This is a genomic window from Aliicoccus persicus, from assembly GCF_900110815.1.
GTDB lineage: Bacteria > Bacillota > Bacilli > Staphylococcales > Salinicoccaceae > Aliicoccus > Aliicoccus persicus.
On record NZ_FOIT01000004.1, the window covers coordinates 48673 to 60525 of the forward strand.

Consider the following 11853-nt stretch of genomic DNA (forward strand, 5'->3'; position numbering starts at 1 on the left):
AAAAGGAGGTCAACATATGCTTAAATATTTACTCTATGCATGGTTCATTATTATCGGCGCAACTCTCGGCATTTACGGCGCACCATTTATCGTAGAAATGTTTGATAATGTACCGGGTATTTTTGACAACGTGCTCGTTCACGGGGTCGTCGGTGCAGTTGTTTTTACGCTCGCATTGTACTGGACGATACCATATCTTATACGATGGATTCGTGCAATTGAAGAGTCGTTAATCAAGAGTAATGTGATGGATATCGTATTTGCATCACTTGGTATGATCATTGGGTTATTGCTTGCTGTCCTAATATCTTTTTTAATTAGCATGATAGAAATTCCACTCATCAACAATGTCGTACCATTTATACTTGCAATCGTTCTCGGTTATCTTGGTTTTCAACTCGGTCACAAGAAATTCAACGAAGCATTTAGTCAGTTACCATTGCTCAACAGAATTCAGAGGCAGACGTCACACTCACCAACAAAATATTTAGATACAAGTGCGATTATTGACGGTCGCATCATCGATGTGGTGAAAACAGGATTTTTAGAAGGTGACATCGTCGTACCACAATTCGTCCTCGATGAACTGCAGCTCATTGCTGATGCTACGGACTCTGTTAAACGCGATAAAGGTCAGCGGGGGCTCGATCTTTTATCGGAACTGAGACAAGCGAGTGATAATGTATCGATACTGGATATTGATTATAAAGAACTCGATGTGGACGCACAGCTCATTAAGTTGGCGAAGGATAATCAAGGCGTTGTCGTAACAACCGATTATAACTTAAACAAAGTGTGTCAGGTTCAAGGGATCAAAGTGTTGAATGTGAATGAACTATCCGATGCCGTACGCATGATGATTACGCAAGGCGACGTGTTAGATATCTTCGTCTCTCGTGTTGGTAAAGAAGAAGGACAAGGCGTCGGTTATTTAGATGATGGTACGATGGTCGTCGTCGAAGGTGGCAAACATCTTGTCAATGCGCAGATTAAAGCTGAAGTTAAGAGTGTTTTACAAACGAATTCAGGGCGTATTATATTTACGAAACAAGTGGAAGCATCATGAGTTACACAGTGTTAATCCCTGCTGCAGGTAGCGGTAAACGCATGGGTGCGCCTCAGAATAAGATGTTGCTACCACTTTTAGATATACCAATCATTGTGCATACAGTGGAACAGTTCGAAGCGGATGAAAATTGTGCTGCAATCTATGTTGCGACGAAGCGTGATGAACGTGAGATATTCAGTGAAATTTTATCGTTTAGTTCAAAGCTAAAAGAGATCGTTGACGGTGGCGATGAACGCCAAGATAGTATATACAATATGTTACAGCAAATGGAAGAGCATGAATGGGTGATGGTGCATGACGGTGCCAGACCATTCATCAGTAAAAGTGTTTTGAATGCTTTGTATGAATCTGTGCAAACAAATGATGCTGTCATCTGTGGTGTGCGTCCGAAAGATACGCTAAAGCGTGTCAATCAAGACATCGTCAAAGACACGGTAAACCGTGATGAAGTCATAATGGTGCATACGCCACAAGCTTTTAGTTATACCTTATTAAAACGCGCATATGAACATGCGTATGCACAAAATCTCGTCGTCACGGACGATTCAATGATGGTTGAAGCGCTCGGTGAGCGCGTCCATGTCGTTGAATCAGACTACAACAACATTAAGATTACGACGCAAGATGATATGTTAACAGGTGAAAGAATACTATTGGGTAGGGATAATCATGTTTAGAATAGGTCATGGATTTGATGTACACGCATTCGATAAAGACCGACCGCTAATTCTCGGTGGTATAGAAATCGATCATCATCAAGGGTTGATTGGTCACTCCGATGCGGATGTATTATTGCATACAATCGCAGACAGCATACTTGGGGCGCTTGCACTCGGTGATATTGGGAAGTTTTTCCCGGATACGGATGCAGCCAACAAAGATTTGGATTCTAAAGTACTACTGCGTGAAGTTGTAGAGAAGATGACTGATATGAATTATGAAGTGAATAATATTGATGCAACCGTTATGGCAGAACAGCCAAAATTGCGACCGCACATCGATGACATGCGTGAAGTCGTTGCAAGTTTATTAAATGTACCGATAAATCATGTTAATATAAAAGCGACAACAACTGAAAAATTAGGATTTACTGGCCGAGAAGAAGGTATGGCAGCGGAAGCTGTCGTATTGCTTAAGAAAATGGAGGAATTGTCATGAGTAAAGTGCGTTTAAGATATGCCCCTAGTCCAACGGGTTTTTTACATATAGGAAATGCGAGAACGGCATTATTTAACTGTTTGTTTGCCCGTTCTAAAGGTGGAGACTTCATCATCCGTGTGGAAGATACAGATACTGCACGAAACATTGAAGCAGGTGAAGAATCACAGTTAAGAAACTTAAAATGGCTTGGTATTGATTGGGATGAGTCTGTCGATCAAGACGGTGGATACGGTCCGTATCGTCAATCTGAGCGCAGAGAAATTTATCAGAAATATGCAGAACAACTGATTGAAGAAGGAAAAGCATATCGTTGCTATATGACTTCTGAAGAGCTTGAATCTGAGCGTGAAGAGCAAATTGCACGTGGTGTCATGCCACGCTATGGTGGAAAACATGCGAATTTATCATCTGCTGAAGAGCAAGCATTGATCGATGAAGGACGCGAACCGAGCGTACGTATCCGTGTACCACAAAACGTCACATACACATTTGATGACATCGTTAAAGGTGACGTATCGTTTGATTCAAACAACATCGGTGACTGGGTCATCATGAAAAAAGATGGTATGGCAACATACAACTTTGCCTGTGCAATCGATGATCATTTGATGGAAATCTCTCACGTGTTACGCGGTGATGATCACATTTCAAATACACCAAAACAGATGATGGTCTATGAAGCACTCGGATGGGATTATCCACAGTTCGGTCACATGACATTGATTGTAAACGAGCAAAAGAAAAAATTATCGAAGCGTGATGCAGGTATTCTTCAGTTCATTGAACAATACAAAGATTTAGGTTATTTACCAGAAGCACTATTCAACTTCATCACGTTGCTTGGATGGACACCTGAAGGTGAAGAGGAAGTATTTAGCCAAGAAGAATTCATCAAGCTATTCGATGAAAAACGACTTTCAAAATCACCGGCATTCTTCGATAAACAAAAGTTAATGTGGATCAACAACCAGTACATGAAGACGAAAGATAGCGACACAGTGTTCAACATGGCTGTTCAGTTTTTAGAGGCTGAAGGTTTAGTGGAAAAAGAACGCACACCAGAACAGGAAGATTGGGCACGTCGTTTAGTGGCACTTTATCAGCCGCAGATGAGCTATGCTGCTGAAATTGTGGAACTAAGCGAACAATTCTTCAAACCAGAACTGAGCTACTCTGAAGATGCTGAAGCGGTATTATCACAAGAACATATTCCAGAATTGTTGCCAGCACTTCGCGATGCATTTACAGAAGTTCCAGTAGAAGAATTTACACCAGAACAAGTGAAAGCAGCAATTAAATCAGTGCAAAAATCAACTGGCTTTAAAGGGAAGCAATTGTTTATGCCGGTGCGTGCTGCAGTTACGGGTGAAACACGTGGGCCGGAATTGCCGGACGCAATTGCTTTAATTGGTCGAGACGTTGCACTGGAGAGAATAAACGCACGCATTTAAAGAACAATGTATTTGACGTGTCTATTCATTTCGATAATAATAGACATGAGTAGAAAGAGCCATGGACATTTAGAGATTATCTGGTGGTGAGAAGATAACGAAAACTCTTTCGAATTGCAACAGCTTAATATTTAAAGGCTATTTAAAAATAGTGAACCAGAGTGGAACCGTGTTAACAACACCTCTGTCCGTTATCGGGCAGAGGTGTTTTTCTTTATAAGAAGTAGGGAGGATAAAAATGATTAAAATTTACAACACATTGACGCGTCAGAAAGAAACGTTTGAACCGATTGAACCTGGTAAGGTGAAGATGTATGTGTGTGGTCCGACCGTGTACAACTATATACACATCGGAAACGCGAGACCGGCAATTGTCTTTGATACAGTGAGACGCTATTTAGAGTACTCAGGATTTGACGTAAAGTATGTTGCCAACTTTACGGATGTAGATGACAAATTGATTAAGGCGAGCCAAGAGCTCGGAGAAGAAGTGCCTGCAATTGCTGAGCGTTTTATTGAAGCGTTCTTTAATGATACTGGTGCATTGAATGTAAAGAAAGCAACAGTACATCCACGTGTAATGGATCATATGGCAGACATCGTGGACTTTATTGAGGTGTTGATTGAAAAAGACTATGCGTATGAATCAGATGGCGACGTTTACTTTAAGACGCGTGCATTTGATGACTACGGTCAATTATCACAACAGTCGGTCGATGATTTAAGAGTCGGTGCGCGTATAGAAGCGGGTGAGAAGAAAAATGATCCTCTAGACTTTGCATTGTGGAAACAAGCAAAAGACAATGAAATCAAATGGGATTCGCCATGGGGTGAAGGTCGACCAGGTTGGCACATCGAGTGTTCAGTGATGGCGCGTAAACACCTCGGTGATACAATTGATATACATGCGGGTGGTCAAGATTTGACGTTCCCACACCACGAGAATGAAATTGCACAGAGTCAGTGCCGCACAGATAAAACTTTCGCGAACTATTGGATGCACAACGGCTACATTAACATTGATAATACGAAGATGAGTAAGTCACTCGGGAACTTTATCTTGGTGAATGACATCATTAAAGAAGTTGACCCGAATGTACTGCGATTCTTCATGATCAGCGTGCATTATCGCAACCCGATCAACTACAATCGTGAACTCGTTAAAGCGGCAGGTAATGGTTTGAAGCGTATTCAGGACAGCTATCAAGAAGTGGTTACACGTTTAGAATCAGCTGTTCTAGATGAGCCCGATAAAGTCGTTGAAGATATTATCGATGCAAATCTAGCTGCGTTTGAAAATCATATGAACGATGATTTCAATACGGCAAATGCAGTGACAGCTTGGCATGACCTCGTTTCTGAAACGAATAAATATTTACGTCGTCCGTCGACAAGCACACACGTCTTACAGCGAATCATCGATGCACACCTCGCTTATAAAGAAGTACTCGGTGTCACACTAGATATTGAAGAAGTGCTCCTTGATGAAGAAATCGAAAAATTGATCGAAGAGCGAAATACAGCGCGTAACAATAAAGATTTTGCACGTGCAGATGAGATTAGAGATTACTTAAAAGAGCAAAATATCATCCTTGAAGATACGAAAGATGGTGTGAGATTTAAACGTGGATAAAGAAATGCGCGCCATGATGAATCTCGCTTCTATTGCACAAGTGGGAGATGCGGTTTACGCGGCACGCGTACGCACGCATCTGTTGCATCTCAGTCCGTATAGCAAGCCAAAAGCGTTGCATCAAAAATATGCAATGTGTGAGAGTGCACGTTTTCAAGCCAAGTGCTTAGTATATTTAATAGATATCGCTTTCTTCAATGAAGATGAATTAGATATTATTAACCGTGCGAAAAATAAAAGTACGCAGACAAAGGCAAAAAATGCATCAAAGGAAGAGTATCGATTCGCAACAGCGCTTGAGGCAATTATCGGTTACTATAAATTAGAACAAAATGATGATCGACTCAATGAAATTTTTGAAATTATATATGAGAAGTGTGGTGAATGATATGGAAGAAGTCGTAGCAGGTAGACATGCGGTTAAAGCATTACTTCGTTCTGAACAGACGATAAATAAAATATTCATACAAGATAGTGCGAACCGCGGGCAGTTGGAAGATATTTTAAAACTGGCGAAAGCGAACAAAGTAAATGTACAGTTTGCACCAAAAAATAAACTAGATGGTTTAACAGATGAGCGGCATCAAGGTGTAGTGGCGATGACGAGTCCACAGGATTACATGGACATTAAAGAATTGATTTCGAAATGTGAGCATCCGAATAGTCATGTCATGATTTTAGATGGTTTGGAAGATCCGCATAATCTCGGTTCAATTTTAAGAACCGCTGATGCGACAGGTTTCAAAGGTATCATTATTCCGAAGCACCGCGCAGTCGGATTGACTTCAACGGTTGCAAAGACTTCTACGGGTGCAATTCAACATGTGCCTGTTTCACGCGTCGGGAATATCAATCAGACAATTGATCAATTGAAGGACGCTGGTTTTTGGATCGTCGGTACAGATGGTGATGCAAAGACAGACTATCGGGATATTCCAGGTGATGTGAATTTAGCTATTATCATCGGCAATGAAGGTAATGGTATTAGTAAAAAGACATTGGAAAAATGCGATTTCACAGTGAGGATCCCTATGGTGGGTACAGTGACGAGTTTAAATGCTTCCGTATCTGCTGCGCTGCTTATGTATGAGGTGTACCGAAAGCATCAACCACGTACTTCAAAGGGATGATACATGATGAAAAAGAAGTCTAGAATATTATTGGTAGATGGTTATAATTTAATCGGTGCAGATCGGGAACTCAGTTCAGAATCAAAAGTGTCACTTGAAGGTGCGCGCGAGCAACTGCTCTCCCATTTAGCGGAATACGGTGCGACTTCGACTTACGACATCACTTGTGTCTTCGATGCGTATATGGTGAATTCAACAGAGACGATACTTGATTATTACGGCATCACTGTCGTTTATACGAAAGAAAAAGAGACGGCGGATGAATACATTGAACGCTTCGTCCAACAGAATTACAATAAGCACTTGACTGAGATTACCGTTGTGACGAGTGACTACAGTGAACAGAAAACGATTTTCGGTCTCGGTGCGCTGCGTAAATCAAGCCGGGAGATGTGGGAGTCATTGCGATTCTCTAAAAACAAAATACGTAAGAAAATCTCTGGTGATTTAAGTCAAAAACCGCGTCAGCGATTGAATGTCGACCAACAAGTTTTAGCAAAACTTGAAAAACTGCGACGCGGTACATAATGCGCAGTTGCTCGTACGTGATTAACTTTATATACTACAGTTAAATCATTGACGGAAGTGGGCGAGTGCGATATATACGATTCGGCAAATTGTATTCTTTTGTGGTGAAAAAGATTATCGAGCGATTGATCATGCTGCAGTGGCATTTGCGAAAGGTGACATAGAGGCGTTTGAACACATCTATGCTTGCCTATTTGATCGGACAGAGTATATGATTCGAACGTTTATCATGGATTACAATGATCACGAAGATATTTTTCAAGATCTGATGATGTTAACGTTCCGATTATGCCGCAAGTATAATCCTGAGTTAGGTCATTTTGAACATTATGCGTATCGCACGTTTCGTTTTGAACTCATAAAGATCGCACAGCGCAAAGCGATTGTTCAAAGAATTCGCCGCTCATATGTTCATGTAAAAAAAGAATTGATCGATTTTATTGATGAAGATATAGAACGCTTGCCTGAGGATCGCTTGCTGGGAATTGAAATGATGCGTGAATCGTTAGAAAAAATTGTATCATCGGCACGTTTTAGTCAATTAGAACGTTCGGTATTGAGCGGTTTAATGACAGGACAATCACCGATGGAAGTGCGTGAAACACTCGGTCTTGATGACACGAGTTACACGAACGCTTTTTATCGGATGCGGAACAAAGTGAAATATCACCCAATGTTAGTTCCAATTGACAATGAAACGCATAATAGTTATAGTATTTAAGAATGAGTACATATGTCCGAAGCGCACTCGAACTTAATGTTTGTAGGAGGAATATTTGAGTGAATAATAACCGAAACTTCTTCGCGAATGTTGTAAGTGAAATGAAAAAGGTTCACTGGCCAACAGGTCAAGAAGTCGTAAAATACACAGTACTAGTCGCAATTGCAGTTATTTTCTTCTTAGCATTTTTCTATGCAATCGACTTAATCATTACTTATGTCATCGAATTAATCTAAATTAAAGGAGCATCAGTATGTCAGGGGTTAAAGAATGGTATGCAGTCCACACATACTCAGGGTATGAGAATAAGGTAAAGGCAAATCTAGAGGCACGTTTAGAATCTATGAACATGCAAGATTTGATTTTCAGAGTCGTTGTACCTGAGGAAGAAGAAACTACATTTAAAGAGGGTAAGAAAAAGACTGCAGTCAAAAAGACGTTCCCTGGATACGTACTTGTTGAGCTCGTTATGACAGATGAGTCATGGTATGTTGTTCGCAACACACCTGGAGTTACTGGCTTCGTCGGTTCTCAAGGTGCCGGTAGCAAACCGAACCCGCTGTTACCTGAAGAAGTTAAGTTCATCTTAAAATCAATGGGAATGCAAGAGCGTACAGTGGACTTCGAAGTGGATCAAGGTGAAGTTGTTAGTATTATCGACGGGCCATTCAGTGGTCAGAGTGGCGAGGTTAAATCAATTGATGTCGAACGCTTCAAGCTGACGGTGATGGTTGAAATGTTTGGTCGAGAAACACCGGTTGAAGTAGAGTTTGACCAGATTGAAAAAATATAAAATAAAACTTGAAAGCACAATCTAAAAGTGATAACATGTGATAGTTGGAATTTTCCAACTATCTTTTGTGTTTTTACACGACAGATAATGAGTGGGAGGATGAAATATCAGCATCCATATGACCACATCACGATAATCTAGGAGGTGCGAATCGTGGCTAAAAAAGTGATTAATATTGTTAAGTTACAGATTCCTGCAGGTAAGGCGAATCCAGCGCCACCGGTTGGTCCAGCATTAGGGCAAGCGGGTATTAATATCATGGGGTTCTGTAAAGAGTTCAACGCGAAAACACAAGAACAAGCAGGTTTAATTATCCCTGTTGAAATTTCAGTGTTTGAAGACCGTTCATTTACTTTCATCACAAAAACACCACCAGCTGCAGTATTACTTAAAAAAGCTGCCGGTGTCGATAAAGGATCTGGCGAACCAAACAAAAACAAAGTTGCAACAGTAACTGAAGCACAAGTACGTGAAATTGCTGAGTCTAAGATGGAAGATCTAAATGCAGCAGACGTAGAAGCGGCTATGAGAATGGTCGAAGGTACAGCACGCAGCATGGGCTTCACAGTAGACAAATAATAATATAAAACGTATTAGATACATTTCGTGGGAGGATTACCCGCTAAAACCACAAGGAGGAATTTTAAATGGCTAAGTTAAGTAAGAAGTATAAAGAAGCTTTAGCTAAGTTCGATCCAGAACAAGTCTACTCTGTAGAAGAAGCGATCAAACTTGCTAAAGAAACAAGCACTGTTAACTTCGACGCTTCAGTTGAAGTAGCATTCCGCCTAGGTATTGATACGCGTAAAAATGACCAGCAAATCCGCGGTGCGATGGTATTGCCAAACGGTACTGGTAAAACACAACGTGTATTAGTATTCGCTAAAGGTGAAAAAGCTAAAGAAGCAGAAGATGCAGGTGCAGATTTTGTAGGCGAGCAAGAACTTATTTCTAAAATTAATGATGGATGGTTTGATTTCGACGTTATCGTTGCAACACCTGACATGATGGGCCAAGTTGGTCGTTTAGGTCGTGTATTAGGACCGAAAGGTTTAATGCCTAACCCTAAGACAGGAACGGTTACAATGGATGTTGCGAAAGCAGTTGAAGAAATCAAAGCAGGTAAAGTTGAATACCGTGCTGAAAAAGCAGGTATCGTACATTCAGCCATTGGTAAAGTATCATTTGATGCAGATAAGTTAGTTGAAAACTTCCGTGCATTAAATGAACAGCTTGCTAAAGCAAAACCAGCTTCATCTAAAGGGGTATACTTCAAATCAGTGACACTTTCTACAACGATGGGTCCAGGAATTAAAGTAGACTTAAGCGAAGTAAGAGCAGCATTATAAAATAAATATTGACACATTCGTCATATGCATGATATTATGACGAATGTGATTTATATTACCTAAGACAGTAGGGGCGTAATGCTTAATCATCCTACCGAGGCATGTAAAGACTTGAGCGGAGATATTTAAATATCTATTTCAAGCACTTTTTGCCACGGGTAAAAGGTGCTTTTTTTATTGCACCGAACTATCATTATGGAGGTGTTACAGTGTCAGAGATTAGAAATGCTAAAGAACAAGTTGTTCAAGAGATTACAGACAAACTAAAGAACTCTATGTCAGTCGTCGTTGTTGACTACCGTGGACTTACAGTTTCTGAAGTGACTGATTTACGTAAACAATTGCGTGATAACGGCGTAGATTTCAAAGTATACAAAAATACTTTAACGCGCCGTGCTGTTGAGAACGCAGGTTTAACTGAGTTAAACGAATTCTTAACGGGTCCAAACGCGATTGCATTCTGTGAATCAGATGTCATTGCACCAGCTAAAGTGCTTCACACATTCTCGAAAGATCACGAAGCTTTAGAAATTAAAGCAGGTGTTCTCGAAGGTGTTTATGCACCAGTTGAAGACGTTAAAGCAATCGCTACATTACCATCAAAAGACGGTCTTGTATCAATGCTATTATCAGTATTACAAGCGCCAGTTCGCAACTTCGCTTATGCAGTTAAAGCAATCGGTGAAGAAAAAGAAAATGCTGAAGGTTAATTGCCACTTAGGATTTATCGCGTAAAAAAATTATAAAATTAATGGAGGAAATAGACATGTCAAACGAGAAAATCATTGAAATGATTAAAGAAATGTCAGTTTTAGAATTAAACGATTTAGTTAAAGCTATTGAAGAAGAATTTGGTGTTACTGCTGCTGCACCAGTTGCTGCTGCAGGTGGCGGAGAAGCTGCTGTTGAAGAGAAAACAGACTTCGACGTAGAATTAGTTGATGCAGGAGCATCTAAGATCAAAGTTATTAAAGTTGTTCGTGAAGTAACTGGCCTTGGCTTGAAAGAAGCGAAAGCATTAGTTGACGAAGCACCAAAAGTTATCAAAGAAGCTTTACCAGAAGCTGAAGCTAACGAAGTAAAAGAAAAATTAGAAGAAGTTGGAGCAAAAGTAGAATTAAAATAATTTCTGCCTTTTGCCAAAAGGCCAGAGCTGAGTGCTCCGGCCTTTTTCTTATTATAAACATATATAACCTTTTGATTTTGTCTTTTCAATCATAATAAGAAAGAGGGACGAATGATGCCTCATTACTTTACAAATGATGCACATGAACATGAGTATCAAACGATTACATACGATATGAATAATCAGTCTTATATGTTCACAACTGATGCCGGAGTGTTTTCACGTAGTGGCGTAGATTTTGGAACAAATCTGTTGATTGAAACAATACTGGGTGAACAACCGGTGGCGGAGAATTTTATCGATATGGGTTCAGGTTATGGTGTGATATCCATTGTGCTCGCCGATCAGCTTAAGATTCGGGGGACAGCAGTCGATGTAAATATCAATGCATTGGAACTCACAAACAAAAACGATAAAAACAATTCTATAACGACGATGGTGCGTGACGATTTTAACGCATCCAAAATTACAACTGATCTATATGTTACGAATCCACCGTTTAGAGCGGGCAAGCCTGTCGTACTTGAGATTATTGAAGATGGCTTTAATCGCCTGAATGAAAATGGATTGTTTTATATGGTCGTGCAAAAAAAGCAAGGCATGCCTTCATACAAGAAAGCAATTGATGCGAAGTTTGGGAATGTTTCTGTTCTTGCAAAATCAAAAGGTTACTATATTTTATCGGCAAAAAAATAATCAAAATGAGTAAGTTTTGATAATTGACTTGACAAATGGAAGATGATATAGTTATAGAATGTAAAAATATAATTCCGATGCGTATGCAATTTTTTAGAGTATATGTTGGAGGATTGTGCGTATATATTGTAATTTAATAGAAAATGGGGTTCGTGGTGATAGCATGATTCCGTTTTCTTTTTGTCTTTTTTCTTAC

Annotated in this window: 16 protein-coding genes and 1 other annotated feature; all 16 genes read left to right on the plus strand. The window is 40.1% G+C overall.

The window, feature by feature from the left end; translation table 11 throughout:
- Window positions 1-16: 16 nt before the first annotated feature.
- The 16 genes from BMW30_RS07025 (at window position 17) to BMW30_RS07100 (ending at window position 11657) form a co-directional block, all read left to right on the plus strand.
- Window positions 17-1066, plus strand: coding sequence for a PIN/TRAM domain-containing protein (locus BMW30_RS07025; RefSeq protein WP_091475233.1), 1050 nt, complete (start codon window positions 17-19; stop codon window positions 1064-1066).
- A complete protein-coding gene (gene ispD / locus BMW30_RS07030) occupies window positions 1063-1746 on the plus strand; it encodes a 2-C-methyl-D-erythritol 4-phosphate cytidylyltransferase (RefSeq protein ID WP_091475234.1) in 684 nt (227 codons plus the stop codon). Before BMW30_RS07025 ends, ispD begins: the two co-directional genes overlap by 4 nt.
- On the plus strand, window positions 1739-2227 hold the full coding sequence (gene ispF, locus BMW30_RS07035; RefSeq protein ID WP_091475236.1) for a 2-C-methyl-D-erythritol 2,4-cyclodiphosphate synthase: 489 nt from the start codon (window positions 1739-1741) through the stop codon (window positions 2225-2227). The genes ispD and ispF overlap by 8 nt, the downstream gene beginning before the upstream one ends.
- On the plus strand, window positions 2224-3681 hold the full coding sequence (gene gltX / locus BMW30_RS07040; protein WP_091475238.1) for a glutamate--tRNA ligase: 1458 nt from the start codon (window positions 2224-2226) through the stop codon (window positions 3679-3681). Before ispF ends, gltX begins: the two co-directional genes overlap by 4 nt.
- 238 nt (window positions 3682-3919) lie before the next feature.
- On the plus strand, window positions 3920-5314 hold the full coding sequence (cysS, locus tag BMW30_RS07045) for a cysteine--tRNA ligase (protein WP_091475239.1): 1395 nt from the start codon (window positions 3920-3922) through the stop codon (window positions 5312-5314).
- Window positions 5307-5702 (plus strand): ribonuclease III domain-containing protein, encoded by a 396-nt coding sequence (locus BMW30_RS07050; RefSeq protein ID WP_091475241.1) that lies wholly within the window; start codon window positions 5307-5309, stop codon window positions 5700-5702. Before cysS ends, BMW30_RS07050 begins: the two co-directional genes overlap by 8 nt.
- A 1-nt stretch (window position 5703) precedes the next feature.
- The gene (rlmB, locus tag BMW30_RS07055; RefSeq protein ID WP_091475243.1) at window positions 5704-6444 is read left to right on the plus strand and encodes a 23S rRNA (guanosine(2251)-2'-O)-methyltransferase RlmB; all 741 of its coding nucleotides are present in this window, start codon (window positions 5704-5706) and stop codon (window positions 6442-6444) included.
- 3 nt (window positions 6445-6447) lie between these two features.
- Complete coding sequence (locus BMW30_RS07060; protein ID WP_091475245.1) at window positions 6448-6972, plus strand: NYN domain-containing protein; 525 nt, start codon at window positions 6448-6450, stop codon at window positions 6970-6972.
- 139 nt (window positions 6973-7111) lie between these two features.
- Window positions 7112-7693 (plus strand): RNA polymerase sigma factor, encoded by a 582-nt coding sequence (locus tag BMW30_RS07065; protein ID WP_091475247.1) that lies wholly within the window; start codon window positions 7112-7114, stop codon window positions 7691-7693.
- A gap of 59 nt (window positions 7694-7752) precedes the next feature.
- Window positions 7753-7929 (plus strand): preprotein translocase subunit SecE, encoded by a 177-nt coding sequence (gene secE, locus BMW30_RS07070; RefSeq protein WP_091475249.1) that lies wholly within the window; start codon window positions 7753-7755, stop codon window positions 7927-7929.
- Window positions 7930-7946: 17 nt separating this feature from the next.
- Entirely contained in the window at window positions 7947-8486 is a 540-nt protein-coding gene (gene nusG / locus BMW30_RS07075) for a transcription termination/antitermination protein NusG (RefSeq protein ID WP_091475251.1), read from the plus strand.
- 153 nt (window positions 8487-8639) lie between these two features.
- On the plus strand, window positions 8640-9065 hold the full coding sequence (gene rplK, locus BMW30_RS07080; protein WP_091475253.1) for a 50S ribosomal protein L11: 426 nt from the start codon (window positions 8640-8642) through the stop codon (window positions 9063-9065).
- Window positions 9066-9133: 68 nt separating this feature from the next.
- Window positions 9134-9835 carry a 50S ribosomal protein L1 gene (gene rplA, locus BMW30_RS07085; protein ID WP_091475255.1) on the plus strand — a complete coding sequence of 234 codons (702 nt, stop codon included), beginning with the start codon at window positions 9134-9136 and terminating at the stop codon, window positions 9833-9835.
- Between the two features lie 40 nt (window positions 9836-9875).
- Window positions 9876-10019 (plus strand) — a sequence feature (ribosomal protein L10 leader region).
- A gap of 25 nt (window positions 10020-10044) precedes the next feature.
- The gene (gene rplJ / locus BMW30_RS07090) at window positions 10045-10545 is read left to right on the plus strand and encodes a 50S ribosomal protein L10 (protein WP_091475256.1); all 501 of its coding nucleotides are present in this window, start codon (window positions 10045-10047) and stop codon (window positions 10543-10545) included.
- Window positions 10546-10601: 56 nt separating this feature from the next.
- Entirely contained in the window at window positions 10602-10961 is a 360-nt protein-coding gene (gene rplL, locus BMW30_RS07095; protein ID WP_091475258.1) for a 50S ribosomal protein L7/L12, read from the plus strand.
- A 114-nt stretch (window positions 10962-11075) separates the two neighbouring features.
- On the plus strand, window positions 11076-11657 hold the full coding sequence (locus tag BMW30_RS07100; RefSeq protein WP_091475260.1) for a class I SAM-dependent methyltransferase: 582 nt from the start codon (window positions 11076-11078) through the stop codon (window positions 11655-11657).
- Window positions 11658-11853 lie beyond the last annotated feature (196 nt).